This window comes from Pseudomonas oryzihabitans (genome assembly GCF_001518815.1).
Lineage (GTDB): Bacteria > Pseudomonadota > Gammaproteobacteria > Pseudomonadales > Pseudomonadaceae > Chryseomonas > Chryseomonas oryzihabitans_E.
In genome coordinates, this window is record NZ_CP013987.1 from 666,724 (window position 1) to 685,242 (window position 18,519).

The 18,519-nt window shown below is 64.1% G+C and carries 12 protein-coding genes; 11 read left to right on the forward strand and 1 reads right to left on the reverse strand.

Going from position 1 to position 18,519, the window contains the following annotated elements:
- Positions 1–7: 7 nt before the first annotated feature.
- Entirely contained in the window at positions 8–2,428 is a 2,421-nt protein-coding gene (locus APT59_RS03115; RefSeq protein ID WP_059313505.1) for a penicillin-binding protein 1A, read from the reverse strand.
- Between the two features lie 167 nt (positions 2,429–2,595).
- Here APT59_RS03115 and APT59_RS03120 point away from each other — a divergent pair, with 167 nt between their 5' ends.
- From APT59_RS03120 to hemE, 11 genes are all read left to right on the forward strand, one after another.
- Positions 2,596–3,660 carry a pilus assembly protein PilM gene (locus APT59_RS03120; RefSeq protein ID WP_059313506.1) on the forward strand — a complete coding sequence of 355 codons (1,065 nt, stop codon included), beginning with the start codon at positions 2,596–2,598 and terminating at the stop codon, positions 3,658–3,660.
- Positions 3,661–4,248, forward strand: a complete 588-nt coding sequence (locus APT59_RS03125; protein ID WP_059313507.1) for a PilN domain-containing protein — start codon at positions 3,661–3,663, stop codon at positions 4,246–4,248.
- Complete coding sequence (gene pilO / locus APT59_RS03130; RefSeq protein WP_059313508.1) at positions 4,245–4,898, forward strand: type 4a pilus biogenesis protein PilO; 654 nt, start codon at positions 4,245–4,247, stop codon at positions 4,896–4,898. Before APT59_RS03125 ends, pilO begins: the two co-directional genes overlap by 4 nt.
- Entirely contained in the window at positions 4,895–5,413 is a 519-nt protein-coding gene (locus APT59_RS03135; RefSeq protein WP_059313509.1) for a pilus assembly protein PilP, read from the forward strand. Before pilO ends, APT59_RS03135 begins: the two co-directional genes overlap by 4 nt.
- Positions 5,413–7,662, forward strand: a complete 2,250-nt coding sequence (pilQ, locus tag APT59_RS03140; RefSeq protein ID WP_059313510.1) for a type IV pilus secretin PilQ — start codon at positions 5,413–5,415, stop codon at positions 7,660–7,662. Before APT59_RS03135 ends, pilQ begins: the two co-directional genes overlap by 1 nt.
- Positions 7,663–7,667: 5 nt before the next feature.
- Complete coding sequence (gene aroK / locus APT59_RS03145; RefSeq protein ID WP_059313511.1) at positions 7,668–8,186, forward strand: shikimate kinase AroK; 519 nt, start codon at positions 7,668–7,670, stop codon at positions 8,184–8,186.
- A 52-nt stretch (positions 8,187–8,238) separates the two neighbouring features.
- Positions 8,239–9,333: a 3-dehydroquinate synthase gene (aroB, locus tag APT59_RS03150; protein ID WP_059313512.1), complete on the forward strand. Its 1,095-nt coding sequence runs from the start codon at positions 8,239–8,241 to the stop codon at positions 9,331–9,333.
- 18 nt (positions 9,334–9,351) lie between these two features.
- Positions 9,352–10,944 (forward strand): AAA family ATPase, encoded by a 1,593-nt coding sequence (locus tag APT59_RS03155; RefSeq protein WP_059313513.1) that lies wholly within the window; start codon positions 9,352–9,354, stop codon positions 10,942–10,944.
- Between the two features lie 215 nt (positions 10,945–11,159).
- Entirely contained in the window at positions 11,160–15,608 is a 4,449-nt protein-coding gene (gene gltB / locus APT59_RS03160) for a glutamate synthase large subunit (RefSeq protein WP_059313514.1), read from the forward strand.
- A 90-nt stretch (positions 15,609–15,698) separates the two neighbouring features.
- Positions 15,699–17,117, forward strand: a complete 1,419-nt coding sequence (locus APT59_RS03165; protein WP_059313515.1) for an FAD-dependent oxidoreductase — start codon at positions 15,699–15,701, stop codon at positions 17,115–17,117.
- 283 nt (positions 17,118–17,400) lie between these two features.
- Complete coding sequence (gene hemE, locus APT59_RS03170) at positions 17,401–18,468, forward strand: uroporphyrinogen decarboxylase (RefSeq protein ID WP_059313516.1); 1,068 nt, start codon at positions 17,401–17,403, stop codon at positions 18,466–18,468.
- The last annotated feature ends 51 nt before the right edge of the window (positions 18,469–18,519 follow it).

Below are 18,519 nucleotides of genomic sequence, written 5' to 3' on the forward strand. Positions count from 1 at the left end.
CTGGAGATCAGAAGATATCCATGGGCACGTTTTCGCTGGAGGGCAGCGGCGTACCCGGCGCCACGCCCGGCGGCAGCTCGTCCAGGCTCGGCGGGGTGTCCTCGCTCTTGAACAGCTCGAAATAGGCGTTGGGCGTACCGGGTGGCGCGGCGCGACCGGTAGTGGGGTCGACACGGATGGAGACGATGCCGTCCGGCTCCTTGAGCTGATGCGGCGGCTTGTCCTTGAGCGCGGCACCCATGTATTTCATCCAGATCGGCAGGGCCACGGTGCCGCCGAATTCCTGGCGGCCCAGGGTCTCGGGCTGGTCGAAGCCGGACCATACCGTGGTCACGTAGTCGCCGTTGTAGCCAGAGAACCAGGTGTCCTTGGATTCGTTGGTGGTACCGGTCTTGCCGGCCAGGTCATTGCGACCCAATTCCAGGGCCTTGCGTCCGGTACCGCGCTTGATCACGTCCTGCAGCATGCTGTTCATGATGAAGGCGTTGCGCGGGTCGATGACCTGAGGCGCGAACACGGGCGCCGGATTGGCCGGGTCGGCGGACGCGGTATCGGCGGCAGGTGTCACCTCGACGCCCGGGGTGGCCTTGGCCTGCTCCTGCTGGGGTACACGCGGCGGTGCGGCGCGATAGACCACCTTGCCATCGCGGTCGGTCACGTGGTCCACCACGTAGGGCGTCACCTTGTAGCCCTCGTTGGCGAACACCGACCAGCCAGTGGCCACCTCCAGCGGTGTCAGACCGGGTGTCCCAAGGGCCAGGGACAGGTTGCGCGGCAACTGGTCCCGCTCGAAGCCGAAGCGGCTGACATAGTCCAGTGCATAGTCGATGCCGATGGCCTGCAACACGCGAATGGACACCAGGTTGCGCGACCGGTAGAGCGCTTCACGCAGGCGGATGGGGCCGAGGAAGGTGTTGTTGTCGTTCTTCGGGCGCCAGGCTTCGTCGGGGTTCTCGTCCATGAAGACGATGGGGGCGTCGTTGACCAGGCTGGCCGCGGTGAAGCCTTTTTCCAGTGCCGCGCTGTAGATGAACGGCTTGAAACTCGAGCCGGGCTGACGGCGGGCCTGGGTCGCGCGGTTGTAATTGCTCTGCTCGAAGGAGAAGCCGCCGATCAGGGCGCGGATGGCGCCATCCTGGGGATCCAGCGATACCAGTGCGCTCTGCGCCTTGGGCACCTGCGAGAACTTCAGGCTGCCATCGTCCTGGCGCTCCACCCGGACCAGGTCGCCGACCTTGACCACGTCGGCCGGACCGTTCGGTCGCGGCCCCAGGCTGTTGGCGCTGAGGTAGGGACGGGCCCACTTCATCGACTCCCAGGCGACGGCCTCTTCCTTGCCGTCGCGGGTCAGCACGAGGATGCCACTCTTTTCCACCTGGGTGACGACGGCCGGATCCTGGCCGCCGACGATGCGCTGCTTCTGCAGCAGGGCACTCCATTCGGGCTGGCTGCGGTTGGGCCACTGGGCCTCGGGGCCACGGTAGCCATGGCGCTGATCGTAGTCGGTCAGGCCGTCACGCACCGCCTCGAAGGCGTCCGTCTGCAACCGGCTGTCGATGGTGGTGTAGACCTGATAGCCATCGGTATAGGCATCGCCGCCATAGCGACCGACCATTTCCGCCCGCGCCATCTCGGCGATGTAGGGGGCGTTGAGTTCGGGTACGGCGACGTGGTGATAGGCCTCGAGCGGCTCGGCGATCCCGGCCTGGTAGGCCGCCTGATCGATATAACCGAGCTTGAACATGCGTTCGAGAATCCAATTGCGTCTTTCCAGGCTACGCTCAGGATTAGCGACCGGGTTGTAACGCGACGGCGCCTTGGGCAGGCCGGCGATCATCGCCATCTGGGCGACGGTCAGGTCCTTGATGGATTTGCCGTAGTAGACCTGGGCAGCGGCCTCGATACCGTAGGCGCGGTTGCCCAGGTAGATCTTGTTGACATAGAGCTCGAGGATCTCGTCCTTGGTCAGTTGGCGCTCGATTTGCAGTGCCAGGAGGATCTCGGTGAATTTGCGCGAGAAGCTGCGCTCGCTGGTCAGGAAGTAGTTCTTCGCGACCTGCATGGTGATGGTGCTACCGCCGGTCTGGATGTGTCCGGTCCTGACCAGCTGGCTCACTGCACGCGCCAGGCTCTTCACATCCACGCCATAGTGATTGGCGAAGTTGTCATCCTCGGCGGAGAGCAGGGCATGGATGAAGTTGGGCGGTATCTCGTTGAAACGCAGTGGCGAGCGGCGCATTTCCCCGAATTCGGCGATGAGCTTGCCGTCCGCGCTGTACACCCGCAAAGGGATCTGCAGTTGCACGTTACGCAGGGCATCGATGGACGGAAGGCTGGGGCTGAGGTAGAGGAAGGCACCGCTGAGACCCAGCAACAGGCTGCAGACCAGGGCGACCAACGACCACCAGAAAAACTTCAGAACACGCATCAAGAGACTTTTCGAATGGAAAGAAGGAAAGGGCGACAGGTGACGGTCAGCCTACACGGCGTCGCCATTATAGGCGCGTTTGGCGGTTGGCCGCTATTTGCTCGGGTGTCAAGTCTGTTATCTAATGCCCGTCTACGGAATACCACCGTCGCTCATAGGGAACTGATGTGCTAGGGCTATTCAGAAAGAAGGCGAATACGCTGCTGGGTATCGACGTCAGTTCGACATCCGTGAAACTCATCGAGTTGAGCCGTGCAGGCGGTCGCTATCGGGTGGAAGCCTATGCGGTCGAACCCCTCCCGGCCAACGCCGTGGTCGAAAAGAACATCGCCGAACTCGAAGGCGTGGGCCTGGCCATCGGCCGGGTGCTGGTCAAGGCCCGCACTTCCGCGCGTAGCGCCGCCGTGGCTGTTTCCGGTTCGGCAGTGATCGCCAAGACCATCGAGATGGATGCCGGCCTGTCTGATGACGAGCTGGAAAACCAGATCAAGCTGGAAGCCGACCAGTACATTCCCTATCCGCTGGACGAGGTCGCCATCGACTTCGAGGTGCAGGGGCCGTCGCCGCGCAATGCCGAGCGCGTCGAGGTGCTGCTGGCTGCCTGCCGAAAGGAAAACGTCGAGGTCCGCGAGGCGGCCCTGGCGCTGGCCGGCATTTCGGCCAAGGTGGTCGACGTCGAGGCCTATGCGCTGGAGCGGGCCTACCAGCTACTGGCCAATCAACTTGGCGGGCATGTCGACGACCTGACCGTGGCGGTGGTCGACATCGGCGCCACCATGACCACGCTGAGCGTGCTGCACAACGGCAAGACCATCTATACCCGCGAGCAGCTGTTTGGCGGGCGCCAGCTTACCGAGGAGATCCAGCGACGCTATGGGTTGTCGGTGGAGGAGGCGGGCCTGGCCAAGAAACAGGGCGGGCTGCCGGACGACTATCAGAGCGAGGTACTGACGCCTTTCCGCGAGGCCGTGGTACAGCAGGTGGCCCGTTCGCTGCAGTTTTTCTTCGCGGCTGGGCAATACAATGATGTGGACTACATCTTGCTTGCGGGTGGGACCGCGTCAATTTCCGGACTCGACCGCTTGATCCAGCAGAAAATCGGCACCCCCACCGTCCTGGCCAATCCCTTCGCCGACATGACCGTCAGCAACAAGGTCAATGCGGCGGCCCTGGCCGGCGATGCCCCGGCGCTGATGATCGCCTGCGGCCTGGCCATGAGGAGTTTCGACTAGATGGCCCGCATCAACCTCTTGCCCTGGCGGGAACAGCTGCGCGAAGAAAGGCGCAAGCAGTTCCTGGTGATCCTGGGCGGCATCTTCGTGCTCTCGTGCGGCGCCGTATTTCTCGGGGATCAATACCTGTCCGGCGAAATCGCCCGTCAGGAGGCCCGCAATGCCTTCATCCAGCAGAACATCGCCCAGCTCGACGTGCGCATCAAGGAAATCAGCGAACTCAAGACCCGCCGTCAGCAGCTGCTGGCGCGGATGAAGATTATCCAGGACCTGCAAGGCAATCGGCCGGTCATCGGTCATGTCTTCGACCAGCTGGTGCGGACGCTGCCGGATGGCGTGTATTTCCGCGAGCTGAAGATGCAGGGCGATACCCTGTCGATCAGTGGCGAGGCGGAATCCAACAACCGGGTCTCCAACCTGATGCGTAATCTTGACGCCTCCGACTGGTTTACGTCGCCAACGCTGATCGAGGTGAAGGCGACCACCGCCGGTGCGGTGGATCAGGCCAATACCTTCCAGCTCACCGTCAAGCAGACCCAGCCCGGTGCTCCGGCGACAGCCCCGCTCGCCAAGGGAGGCAAACCATGAGTCTCGCCGATTCCCTGGCCAGCCTGCGCAAGGTCGACATCAACGAGCTCAGCCTGGAGAATCTGGGTTCCTGGCCCAAGCCGGTCAAAGTCATCGCCTGCCTGCTGATCGTGCTGGTGGTGCTGTTGCTTGGCTATCAGTTCCATCTCAGCGACATGCAGGCGCAGCTGGACAACCAGCGCACCCAGGAAGAAACCCTCAAGCAGCAGTACGCCAGCAAGGCCTTCCAGGCCGCCAATCTGGATGCCTACAAGCAGCAGATGGTCGAGATGGAGGAGTCCTTCGGGGCCCTGCTGCGGCAATTGCCCGGCGATACCGAGGTGCCGGCGCTGCTCGAGGACATCACCCGTACCGGTCTCGGTAGCGGCCTCGAGTTCGAGCAGATCAAGCTGCTGCCGGAAGTCACGCAGCAGTTCTATGTCGAGTTGCCGATCCAGATCACCGTGGTGGGCAGCTATCATGACCTGGCGACCTTCGTCAGCAGCGTTTCTAGCCTGCCGCGCATCGTGACTCTGCACGACTTCGATCTGAAGCCGGTGGATGACAAGAACGCTAACGGGGGCGGCTCGGTGTCAGGTACCGGCGGCAAGTTGCGCATGAACGTCCTGGCCAAGACCTACCGCTACAATGATAAGGGGCTCAGCAAATGAAGACGCCCCTGTTGCTCTGCCTGTTGACCAGCGTGCTGGTTGGCTGTGGTTCCAGCGATACCAGCGACCTGCAGGCGTTCATGGACGAAACCCGCGCCAAGCCGCGTGGGTCCATCGAGCCACTGCCGCAATTTCGCGCCTACGAACCTTTCACCTATGCCGCCTCGGCGATGCGCAGCCCCTTCCAGGCGCCGGTACGCATCGACCCCACGGTGCGCCAGCGCGGGACCGGCAACATCAAGCCTGACGTGAATCGGCCGAAGCAGTTTCTCGAAGGCTTCAACATCGAGACCTTCAGCATGGTGGGCATCCTGGCCAACGCCAGTGGCCGCTATGCGCTGGTCAACGGCGCCGGGGGCGTGCATCGCGTCAAGGTGGGTGACTACCTGGGGCGTAATGACGGGCGCATCACCAAGATCACTGACGGTGAGATCGACGTGATCGAAATCGTCCCGGATGGCGAGGGTGGCTGGCTGGAACGGCCGCGCACCATCACCTTGAAGGAAAAGACTTAATGGGCGGGGCAAGTACAGTGAAGACGAATAGCGCAAGACGGCTGGGACTGGGATTGGCCTTGTTGCTGGGCAGCCTGGCCGGCCAGGCCCTGGCAGCCGATCTGCAGGCCTTGAACGTCGCCTCCCTGCCCGGGGATCGCATCGAGCTCAAGCTGACCTTCGATCAGCCGGTCCCGGTACCCAAGGGCTACACCATCGAGCAGCCGGCGCGGATCGCCCTGGACTTGCCGGGGGTGGCCAACAAGCTGGGCACCAAGAGCCGCGACCTGGGTAACGGCAATGCCCGTAGCGTGACGGTGGTAGAGGCGGGCAACCGGACCCGGCTGATCATCAACCTCACCAACCTGGCCAGCTACGACACCCGCGCCGATGGCCGCAATCTGTTCGTCACCATCGGTGGCACCGCCGGTCGTCAGGCAGCTACCGCCCAGGCCAACCTGACGCCGAATCTGCCGCGCGCCGCCGCTCCAGCCACCGTGACCGCACCGGCGCCAGCGCCTCTGCCAGGCGCTGTCACCCGCACGCCGCTGCCGCCGACTCAGGCCACCTCCACCGTCGCCGCCATGACCGCGCCCCGCCCGCAGCTGCGTGGCAAGGCGATCCGTCATATCGACTTCCAGCGTGGCCCCCAGGGTGAGGGCAACGTGGTCATCGACCTGAGCGAGACCGGCATCAACCCGGATATCCAGGAACAGGGCGGCAAGATCCGCCTGACCTTTGCCGGCACCCAGTTGCCGGAAGAGTTGCGGGTACGGCTGGACGTCAAGGACTTCGCCACTCCGGTGCAGTTCGTCAATGCCTCGGCCGACAGCAGTGGCGCGAGCATCGTCATCGAGCCTACCGGGACCTACGATTACCTGGCCTACCAGACCAATAACCGCCTGACCCTGAGCGTCAAGCCGCTCACTACCGAAGAGAAGGAAAAGCGCGCAGCCGATCGCTTCACCTACACCGGTGAAAAGCTGTCGCTGAATTTCCAGGACATCGATGTGCGCTCGGTGCTGCAGTTGATCGCCGACTTCACCAACCTCAACCTGGTGGCGAGCGACACCGTGCAGGGCAACATCACCCTGCGCCTGCAGAACGTGCCTTGGGATCAGGCGCTGGATCTGATTCTCAAGACCAAGGGGCTCGACAAACGCCAGATCGGCAATGTGCTGCTGGTGGCCCCGGCCGACGAGATCGCTGCCCGCGAACGCCAGGAGCTGGAGTCGCAGAAGCAGATCCAGCAGCTGGCGCCGCTGCGCCGTGATCTGATCCAGGTCAACTACGCCAAGGCCGCCGATATCGCCAAGCTGTTCCAGTCGGTGACCAGTGCTGACAAGACCGCCGACGAGCGCGGCTCCATCTCGGTGGACGAGCGCACCAACAGCATCATCGCCTACCAGACCCAGAATCGCCTGGATGAACTGCGCCGTATCGTCTCGCAGCTGGATATCCCAGTGCGCCAGGTAATGATCGAGGCGCGCCTGGTGGAAGCCAACGTCGACTACAGCAAGCAGCTGGGCGTGCGCTGGGGGGGTAACTCCACGTCGGGCAACTTCGCCGTCTACGGCAAGGACGGCGCCACCACCGTCGATCCCACTACTCGTCAGGTTTTCCTGCCGGGTAGCAGTACCGTGGGTAACTTCACTTCTACCAACGGCGTGGCCCCTACGCCCTTCGTGGATATGGGTGTCGCCGGTAGCACCTCGGGTATCGGCATCGGCTTCATGGCCGGTGGCCATATGCTGGACCTGCAGCTGTCCGCCCTGCAGTCCAGCGGCAACGGCGAAATCATCTCCCAGCCCAAGGTGGTCACCTCGGACAAGGAGACCGCGAAGATCCTGCGCGGTACCGAGATTCCCTATCAGGAAGCCAGTTCCAGTGGCGCGACCAGCACCAGCTTCAAGCAGGCAGCCCTGTCGCTGGAGGTCACGCCGCAGATCACGCCGGACAACCGCATCATCATGGAGGTCAAGGTCAACAAGGATGCCCCTGACTACCAGAACGCCTTGAATGGTGTGCCGCCGATCAGCAAGAACGAGGTCAATGCCAAGGTGCTGGTGAGCGATGGCGAGACCATCGTGCTGGGCGGGGTGTTCTCCAATACCCAGACCAAGTCCACCACCAAGGTGCCGATGCTGGGCGATATTCCTTATGTCGGCCGGTTGTTCCGCCGGGATTCGGTCACGGACAGCAAAGTCGAGCTGCTGATCTTCCTCACGCCGCGTATCATGAACAACCAGGCGATAGCGGTTGGTCGATGACATAAGTGCGTAATCTGTTTCTCGTAGGACCGATGGGCTCGGGCAAGAGCACCATCGGTCGGCTCCTGGCGAAGGAATTGCGGCTGCCGTTCAAGGATTCCGACAAGGTAATCGAAGAACGCACCGGTGCCGACATCCCCTGGATCTTCGATGTGGAAGGCGAGCAGGGCTTTCGCGAGCGTGAACACGCCGCGATCGCCGAGCTATGCGCGGAGAACGGTCTGGTGATGGCCACCGGGGGCGGCGCTGTGCTGCGCGAAGACAATCGCCAGGCACTCAAGCATGGCGGGCGGGTCATCTATCTGCATGCCTCCATCGAGCAGCAGATCGAGCGGACCTCGCGGGACCGCAATCGGCCACTGCTGCAGACCGCCGATCCCGCGGCCGTATTGCGCAATCTCATGGCCATGCGCGATCCGCTGTATCGCGAGATCGCCGACATCATCATCGAGACCGACGAGCGGCCACCGCGGCTGGTGGTGTTGCAGATACTCGACCGTCTGAAAGCCCTGGCACCACATTAAAGCCGCGGGCGTTCTGCGCTATGCTAGGCGCCCTTTGAATCAAGGTGATGGCATGCGGACTCTTCACGTCGAGCTCGGTGAGCGCAGCTACCCGATCTACATCGGCCAGGGCCTTCTGGATCGACCGGAATGCTTCCTGCCCCATCTCGCCGGACGCAAGGTGGCGATTGTCACCAATGACACCATCGCGCCGCTTTATCTGGAGCGCCTGCTGCGCACCCTGGGCGATCGGCAGGTCAGCGCCATCGTGCTGCCCGACGGCGAGGCGCACAAGAACTGGGAAACCCTGCAGCTGATCTTCGATGGTCTGTTGCAGGATCGCCATGACCGCAAGACCACCCTCATCGCCCTGGGCGGCGGGGTGATCGGCGACATGGGCGGCTTTGCCGCGGCCTGCTATCAGCGTGGGGTGGACTTCATCCAGGTACCCACCACGCTCCTGTCCCAGGTGGATTCCTCGGTGGGCGGCAAGACCGGCATCAACCACCCGCTGGGCAAGAACATGGTCGGCGCCTTCTATCAGCCGAAGGCGGTAATCATCGACACCGACAGCCTGGCGACCCTGCCGGCGCGCGAGCTGTCGGCTGGCCTGGCCGAGGTCATCAAGTATGGCCTGATCTGTGACGAACCCTTTCTTGGCTGGCTCGAAGAGCACGTCGAGGCGCTGCTGGCACTGGATCAGACCGCGCTCACCGAAGCCATCGAGCGCTCCTGCGCGGCCAAGGCCCAGGTGGTGGGCAGCGACGAGCGCGAGTCGGGCCTGCGGGCGATCCTCAACCTCGGCCATACCTTCGGACATGCCATCGAGACCCACCAGGGCTATGGCGTCTGGCTGCATGGCGAGGCGGTCTCCGCCGGCATGGTGATGGCGCTGCAGATGTCCCTGCTGCTGGGCTGGTTGAGTCCTGCGCAGCGTGACCGGGCGATCCGCCTGCTGGTCAAAGCCAAGCTGCCCGTGGTGCCCCCGGCCGATATGCAGCCGGCCGATTTCGAACGCCTCATGGCGGTGGACAAGAAGGTCCTGGACGGACAACTACGGCTGGTGCTGCTCAGTGACCTGGGCCAAGCCGTGGTGACCGCTGACTTCGCCCGCGACATTCTCGAGCAGACGCTGCGTACCGATTACCAAGCGCTGACCGCCCAGTAAGGAGAACAAGAGAGTCCCATGTCCAATCTGCATGCCGACGAAGCCTTTCTCGGTCACTATCAGTTCACTCACGACCCGTTCGCTGCCCGCGTTCCCGGTTTCAAATTCTTTCCGGCGCAGCGCAAGCCGGTACTTGGCCAGTTGCATCACCTGGCTCGCTACAGCCAGCTCCTGCTGGTGGTCAGTGGTCCCGAGGGCAGTGGCAAGACCTTGCTGCGCCAGGCGCTGGCGGCCAGCACCAAGAAGGAAGCCGTGCATTGCGTGGTGATTTCCGCGCAGAACGGCGGCGACGTCCGCACCGTGCTGGCCCAGGTAGCCAAGGGCGTGGGCGCTGACAGCCAGACGCCGGCGGCCATTCTCGAACAGGCTGCGGAAGTGCGCCTGGCGGGGCAGGAGGTCTACATCCTGGTGGACGATGCCGAGGCGCTGGCGACCCCCGCGCTGGAAGCCCTGCTGGAGTTGGCTGGCGGCACCGAAAAGGAGCGCCTGCACGTCTTCCTGTTTGGCGAGGCGGAAGTAGTGATGCGCCTGGAGGATATCGCTCAGGGCGAAGAGCGCTATCACGCCATCGAATTGCTGCCCTACAGCGAAAGCGAAGCCGAAGAGTATCTGGCCCAGCGCCTGGAAGGTGCCGGTCAGGGGCTGGAAATCTTCACCGACGAGCAGCTCGCGACCATTCACGAGCGCTCCGGTGGCTGGCCTGGTCGCCTTAACGAAGAGGCTCGCGATGTCCTGGTGGCGGGCATGAGCGCCCGTCGCAAGAAGGCGGCTGCGCCGGCGAAAGGATCGCGCAACCTGCTGGCGGCCCTGCCGCGCAAGCATCTGATCATCCTCGGCGTTGTGGTGGTGGCGGTAGGTGCCGCGGCCCTGTCGCTCAAGGGTGGCAAGAGCGAAGCACCGACCACCGCGAACGAGCAGAACCTGCCCCTGGGCGGCCAGAGCACGGCCGGCACCAGCAGGGATGCCCAGGGCGCGCCCATCCAGTTCGACGGTTCCTCCAAGCCGCTTCCCCTGCCGCTGGTGGGTGATTCGCAACCGGTCATTCGCGAACCGTTGGCGGAAGCAGCGGGCGGTCGCCAGGCTGGAACCGCGGCGGGCAACGACATGGAAGCCGGCGGAGTGCCGCCTACCGTGAGCACCGAGGCCCCGCCCGTGAGCGATGAGGACGAGCTGCCCAGCCGTACCCCGGCCCGCTCCTCCGCGCCCAGCGCCCCAGCGGTGACTGCACCGGCTCCCCGGCATACGGCGCCTGCCGCGCCGACTCCGGCACCGACCAAGCCAGCCCCAGCCGCGGCGCCTGCCCATTCGGCTGGCACTGCGGCAGGTTGGTATGGCAGCCAGTCGGGCAGCAAGTACGCCCTGCAGGTAGTGGGCACCAGTACCGAGAAGGCAGCGCAGGACTTCATCGCCCGCCAGACCGACAGTGGCAGCTTTCACTACTTCAAGAAAAGCTACCAGGGCAAGGCGCTCTATGTAGTGACCTACGGCAGCTTCGCCAATCGTGCGGCAGCCGAGGCGGCGGCCAAGCAGTTGCCGGCCAAGGTGCAGGCCAGCAAGCCCTGGCCACGGACCTTCGCCAGCATCCAGCAGGACATCGCCACCAGCCGTTGATTCTTGCCTGCCGCGAAAGAAAGCCCTGGCGCTATCACGAGAGTGACGCCGGGGCTTTCTATTTTGCGTCATGGAATTTTCATCAGGTGTCATCAGTGTTTGTCGAAGGCGTTTTTTTCGCTACACTGGTCAGCCTTTGACTGTCCGAAAAAAGTTCAAATAAGCGGACAGTTTTGTGATGCCTTCGCAATAACCTGATTGCCGGTGAGAGCGCTATGAAAGCAGGCCTGTTCAATCCCGATAGCTTCAAGGACAACTGCGGCTTCGGCCTGATCGCCCATATGCAGGGCGAGCCCAGCCACGACCTGCTGGAAACGGCCATCGAAGCCCTGACCTGCATGACCCACCGGGGCGGTATCAACGCGGACGGCAAGACCGGCGACGGTTGCGGTCTGCTCATGCAGAAGCCGGATGCCTTCCTGCGCGCCATCGCCCAGGAGCAGTTCGGCGTCGACTTGCCCGAGCAATATGCCGCGGGCGTGGTGTTCTTCAACCAGGACGAAGCCCGTGCCGAACAGGCTCGTGCCAACATGAACCTGGAGATCGAGGCCGCTGGCCTGACCCTGGTCGGTTGGCGCAAGGTGCCCATCGATACTTCCGTGCTGGGTGAACTCGCTCTGGCGCGACTGCCGCGCATCGAGCAGGTGTTCGTCGCCGGTCCCGGTCTCGACGACCAGCAGTTCGCCGTCAAGCTGTTCTCCGCCCGCCGCCGTTCCTCGGTGCGCAATGCCGAGGACGCCGAACACTACATCTGCAGCCTGTCGTCCCGGGTCATCGTCTACAAGGGCCTGATGATGCCGGCGGACCTCGCTGCCTTCTATCCGGACCTCGGCGATCCGCGCCTGGCTACCGCCATCTGTGTGTTCCACCAGCGCTTCTCCACCAACACCCTGCCGAAGTGGCCGCTGGCGCAGCCCTTCCGCTATCTCGCCCACAACGGCGAGATCAACACCATCACCGGCAACCGCAACTGGGCCCAGGCGCGGCGGACCAAGTTCGTCAACGAACTGATCCCGGATCTCGACCAGCTCGGTCCGCTGGTCAATCGCGTCGGGTCCGACTCCTCCAGCATGGACAATATGCTGGAGCTGCTGGTGACCGGCGGCATGGACCTGTTCCGCGCCGTGCGCATGATCATTCCGCCGGCCTGGCAGAACGTCGAGACCATGGACGCCGATCTGCGCGCCTTCTACGAATTCAACTCCATGCACATGGAGCCCTGGGACGGTCCGGCCGGCGTGGTGCTGACCGAGGGTCGCTATGCGGTCTGCCTGCTCGATCGCAACGGCCTGCGTCCGGCGCGCTGGGTGACCACCAAGAACGGCTACATCACCCTGGCCTCGGAAGTGGGTGTCTGGAACTATCAGCCCGACGACGTCATCGCCAAGGGCCGGGTCGGCCCGGGCCAGATACTGGCCGTGGACACCGAGACCGGTGAGGTGCTGCAGACCGACGACATCGACAATCGCCTCAAGGCGCGTCATCCCTACAAGCAGTGGCTGCGCAAGAACGCCATGCGCATCCAGGCGACCCTGGACGACAACGATCACGGTTCGGCCTTCTACGACCAGGATCAGTTGCGCCAGTACATGAAGATGTTCCAGGTCACCTTCGAGGAGCGTGACCAGGTCCTGCGCCCGCTGGGCGAGCAGGGTCAGGAAGCCGTGGGTTCCATGGGCGACGACACCCCCATGGCGGTCCTGTCGCGGCGTATCCGTTCGCCCTATGACTACTTCCGCCAGCAGTTCGCTCAGGTCACCAACCCGCCGATCGACCCGCTGCGCGAGTCCATCGTCATGTCCCTGGAGACCTGCCTGGGTGCCGAACGCAACGTCTTCGAGGAAACCGCCGAGCACGCCGATCGCGCCATCCTGAGCAGCCCGGTGGTCTCGCCGGCCAAGTGGCGGACCATCCTCAACATGCCCAAGCCTGGCTTCGAGCATGTCAAGATCGACCTCAACTACCCCGAGTCCATGGGCCTCGAGGCGGCGCTGCGCAACATCGTCGAGCAGGCCGAGGAGGCCGTGCGTGCCGGCAAGGTGCTGCTGGTGCTGACCGACCGTCACATCGAGCCGGGCAAGCTGCCGGTGCATGCGGTGCTGGCCACCGGCGCCGTGCATCACCACCTGGTCAACCTGGGCCTGCGTACCAGCAGCAACATCCTGGTGGAGACCGCCACCGCCCGTGATCCGCACCACTTCGCCGTGCTGCTGGGCTTTGGTGCCACCGCGGTCTATCCGTTCCTGGCCTATGAGGTGCTGGGCGATCTGATCCGCACCGGCGAGGTGCTGGGCGACCTCTACGAGGTATTCAAGTACTACCGCAAGGGCATCACCAAGGGCCTGCTCAAGGTGATCTCCAAGATGGGCATCTCCACCGTCGCCTCCTATCGCGGCGCCCAGCTGTTCGAGGCCGTGGGCCTGGCGGACGAGGTCACCGACCTCTGCTTCCCCGGTGTCACCAGCCGCATCAAGGGCGCGCGCTTCGTCGACCTGGAAGCCGAGCAGAAACTGCTGGCCGGGGAAGCCTGGAACAACCGCAAGCCGATCCAGCCGGGTGGCCTGCTCAAGTTCGTCTATGGCGGCGAATACCATGCCTATAACCCGGACGTGGTCAATCTGCTGCAGGCTGCCGTGCAGCAGGGCGACTACGCCAAGTTCCGCGAATACACCGCGCTGGTGGACCAGCGCCCGGTAGCCATGATCCGCGACCTGCTCAAGGTCAAGACCAGCGACCAGCCCCTGGCGCTGGACGAGATCGAGCCGCTGGCCAACATCTTCACCCGCTTCGACGCGGCCGGCATCTCCCTGGGCGCCCTGTCGCCGGAGGCCCACGAGGCCCTGGCCGAGGCCATGAACCGCCTGGGTGGTCGCTCCAACTCCGGTGAGGGGGGGGAGGATCCGGCGCGCTACGGCACGGTCAAGAGCTCCAAGATCAAGCAGGTGGCCACCGGCCGCTTCGGCGTCACCCCCGAGTATCTGGTCAACGCCGAGGTCCTGCAGATCAAGGTGGCCCAGGGCGCCAAGCCGGGCGAGGGCGGTCAGCTGCCCGGTGGCAAGGTCAACGGCCTGATCGCCAAGCTGCGCTATGCGGTACCTGGCGTGACCCTGATCTCGCCGCCGCCGCACCACGACATCTATTCCATCGAAGACCTGTCGCAGCTGATCTTCGACCTCAAGCAGGTCAACCCCAAGGCGCTGGTATCGGTCAAGCTGGTGTCCGAGCCTGGCGTAGGTACCGTGGCCGCCGGTGTGGCCAAGGCCTATGCCGACCTCATCACCATCTCCGGCTACGACGGCGGTACCGGTGCTTCGCCGGTGACCTCCATCAAGTACGCCGGCTCGCCCTGGGAATTGGGCCTGGCCGAGGCGCACCAGACCCTGCGCGGTAACGATCTGCGCGGCAAGGTACGGGTGCAGACCGACGGCGGCCTGAAGACCGGCCTGGACGTGATCAAGGCGGCCATCCTCGGCGCCGAGAGCTTTGGCTTCGGCACCGCACCGATGATCGCCCTGGGTTGCAAATACCTGCGCATCTGCCACCTGAACAACTGTGCCACCGGTGTCGCCACCCAGAACGACCGACTGCGCAAGGAGCACTTCATCGGCACGGTGGAAATGGTGATGAATTTCTTCACCTTCATCGCCGAGGAGACCCGCGAATGGCTGGCCAAGCTGGGCGTACGCAGCCTGGGCGAGCTGATCGGCCGTACCGACCTGCTGGAAATCCTGCCGGGCGAGACCGCCAAGCAACAGCACCTGGACCTTACCCCGCTGCTGGGTAGCGACCACATCCCGGCGGAGAAGCCGCAATACTGCCAGGTGGAAAAGAACCCGCCATTCGACCAGGGTCTGCTGGCCGAGGAAATGGTGCGTCTGTCCCTGCCGGGCATCGAGCAGCTCGAAGGCGGCGAATTCAGCCTCAGCATCGGCAACTGCGACCGCTCCATCGGGGCCCGCGTCTCCGGCGAAATCGCCCGGCGCCACGGCAACCAGGGCATGGTCAAGGCACCGGTGACCTTCCGCTTCAAGGGCACCGCCGGCCAGAGCTTTGGCGTCTGGAACGCCGGTGGCCTGCATCTGTATCTGGAAGGCGACGCCAACGACTACGTGGGCAAGGGCATGACCGGCGGCAAGCTGGTCATCACCCCGCCCCAGGGCGCGGGCTTCAAGAGCCAGGAGTCGGCCATCATCGGCAACACCTGCCTCTACGGCGCCACCGGCGGCAAGCTGTTCGCCGCTGGCACCGCTGGTGAGCGCTTCGGGGTGCGCAACTCCGGGGCCCACACCGTGGTGGAAGGCACCGGTGACCACTGCTGCGAATACATGACCGGTGGTTTCGTCTGCGTCCTGGGCAAGACCGGCTACAACTTCGGCTCGGGCATGACTGGCGGCTTCGCCTATGTGCTGGACCTGGACAACGGCTTCTATGACCGGGTCAACCACGAACTGGTGGAAATCCAGCGCATTAACAGCGAGGCCATGGAGGCTTATCGCAGCCACCTGGAAGGGGTACTGGCCGAATACGTGCGCGAGACCGGTAGTGCCTGGGGCAGCCATCTCCATGAGAACCTGGACGACTACCTGCGCAAGTTCTGGCTGGTGAAGCCCAAGGCCGCGAGCCTGGCTTCGCTGCTGGTCAGCACCCGCGCCCGTCCGGAATAACGACTTCGATGCCGGCTCCCTCAGGCGCCGGTTTCACCGTGATAGCTCGTGGCGCCCATCTGAAGGGGCGTCGCTTCAAGAGGTTTGGAAATGGCTGAACGTCTGAACAACGACTTCCAGTTCATCGAGGTCGGTCGCAAGGATCCGAAGAAGAAGCTGCTGCGCCAGCGCAAGAAGGAATTCGTCGAGATCCACGATCCCTTCAAGCCGCAGCAGGCCGCCGAGCAGGCGCACCGCTGCCTGGGTTGCGGCAACCCCTATTGCGAATGGAAGTGCCCGGTGCACAACTTCATTCCCAACTGGCTCAAGCTGGTGTCCGAAGGCAATATCCTGGCGGCGGCGGAGTTGGCGCACCAGACCAACACCCTGCCCGAGGTCTGTGGTCGCGTCTGCCCGCAGGATCGTCTCTGCGAGGGTGCCTGCACCCTCAACGACGGCTTTGGCGCGGTGACCATCGGCTCGGTGGAGAAGTACATCACCGACACCGCCTTCGCCATGGGCTGGCGTCCGGACATGTCCAAGGTCAAGCCTACCGGCAAGCGTGTTGCCGTGATCGGCGCCGGTCCGGCCGGGCTGGGCTGCGCCGACATCCTGGTGCGTAACGGTGTGACCCCGGTGGTGTTCGACAAGCATCCCGAGATCGGTGGCCTGCTGACCTTCGGCATCCCCGAATTCAAGCTGGAAAAGACCGTGCTCAGTCGCCGTCGCGAAGTCTTCGGCGGCATGGGCGTGGAATTCCGCCTGAACACCGAAGTGGGCAAGGACGTGACCATGGATCAGCTGCTCGAGGAATTCGATGCGGTCTTCCTGGGCATGGGCACCTACACCTACATGAAGGGTGGCTTCCCCGGCGAAGATCTGCCTGGCGTGCACGACGCCCTGGATTTCCTGGTGGCCAACGTCAATCGCAACCTGGGCTTCGAAAAGGATGCGGCCGACTTCGTCGACATGAAGGGCAAGCGCGTGGTGGTCCTGGGGGGTGGTGACACCGCCATGGACTGCAATCGCACCTCCATTCGCCAGGGCGCCAAGAGCGTGACCTGCGCCTATCGCCGCGACGCCGCCAACATGCCCGGCTCGCGCAAGGAAGTGAAGAACGCCAAGGAAGAAGGCGTGAAATTCCTCTTCAATCGCCAGCCCATTGCCATCATCGGCGAGGACAAGGTGGAAGGCGTCAAGGTGGTGGAGACCCGTCTGGGTGAGCCGGACGCCCGTGGCCGCCGCAGCCCCGAGCCGATCCCCGGCTCCGAGGAGATCCTGCCGGCCGATGCAGTGGTCATCGCCTTTGGTTTCCGCCCAAGTCCCGCGCCCTGGTTCGAGCAGTTCAACATCGACCTCGACAGCCAGGGCCGCGTCGTCGCGCCGGGGCTGCACGAGTTCAAGCACCAGACCAGCAACCCGAAGATCTTTGCCGGTGGCGACATGGTGCGTGGCTCCGACCTGGTGGTGACCGCCATCTTCGAAGGCCGCAACGCCGCCGAGGGCATCCTCGACTACCTGGGCGTCTGAGCCCAGTCCGCTGGACAGGAGCCGACCGGTGCAAGCCGGTCGGCTTTTTTATGCCTGAAGGATTATCGTGCCCATGGGGTGCTCCTACAGGACATCCTGATCCTGTAGGAGGGGCCGCACCGCTACGTAGGGTGGAAAACCGCGCAGCGATTTCCACGCGGCTGCCATTTCGCGAAGACAACTACCACCCCATCACCCCGATAGACAAAAGGCACGACCCCCTGCCGTGCCTTTTGCCAGCCGCTTTGCGACAATGCCGGCACTTTTGCTGCCGGATGTCGCCATGACTGCCCTGAAGAACGACCGTTTCCTGCGTGCCCTGCTCAAGCAGCCGGTGGACGTCACCCCGGTGTGGATGATGCGCCAGGCCGGGCGCTACCTGCCCGAATACCGCGCCAGCCGGGCCCGCGCCGGTGACTTCATGAGCCTGTGCAAGAACCCGCAATTCGCCTGCGAGGTGACCCTGCAGCCGCTGGAGCGCTATCCCCTGGATGCGGCCATCCTCTTCTCCGACATCCTCACCATCCCCGATGCCATGGGTCAGGGTCTCTACTTCGAGACCGGCGAGGGCCCGCGCTTTCGCAAGGTGATTGATACCCCGGCGGACATCGAAGCCTTGCCGATTCCCGATGCCGAATCCGACCTGGGCTACGTGATGGACGCCGTGCGCACCATCCGCACGGCGCTGGACGGCCGGGTACCCCTGATCGGCTTTTCCGGCAGTCCCTGGACCCTCGCCACCTACATGATCGAAGGCGGCTCCAGCAAGGATTTCCGCAAGGCCAAGGCCATGCTCTACGACACCCCCGAGGCCATGCACCTGCTGCTGGACAAGCTGGCCCAGGCGGTCACCGCCTACCTCAACGGCCAGATCCGCGCCGGTGCTCAGGCGGTGCAGATCTTCGATACCTGGGGCGGCAACCTGTCCGCCGCGGCCTACCAGGAATTTTCCCTGGCCTATATGCGCAAGATCGTGGCCGGTCTGCTCCGCGAGCATGAAGGACGGCGCGTGCCGGTGATCCTCTTCACCAAGAATGGCGGTCTCTGGCTGGAAAGCCTGGCCGACAGCGGTGCCGAGGCCTTGGGCCTGGACTGGACCTGCGACATCGGCGAGGCGCGCCGTCGCGTCGGCGGCAAGGTCGCGCTGCAGGGCAACATGGACCCGAGCGTGCTCTATGCCAAGCCGGCGGCCATCCGTGCCGAGGTGGGGCGCATCCTGGAAAGCTACGGCCAGGGCAGCGGTCACGTCTTCAATTTGGGTCACGGCATCACTCCCGAGGTGGACCCGGCCCATGCCGGCGCCTTTATCGAAGCCGTGCACGAGTTGTCGGGACGCTACCACCAGGGCTGACTATGCCGGGATCGGCGTGTCCACTCCCAAGTCGAACGAGCGGGGCGCGGC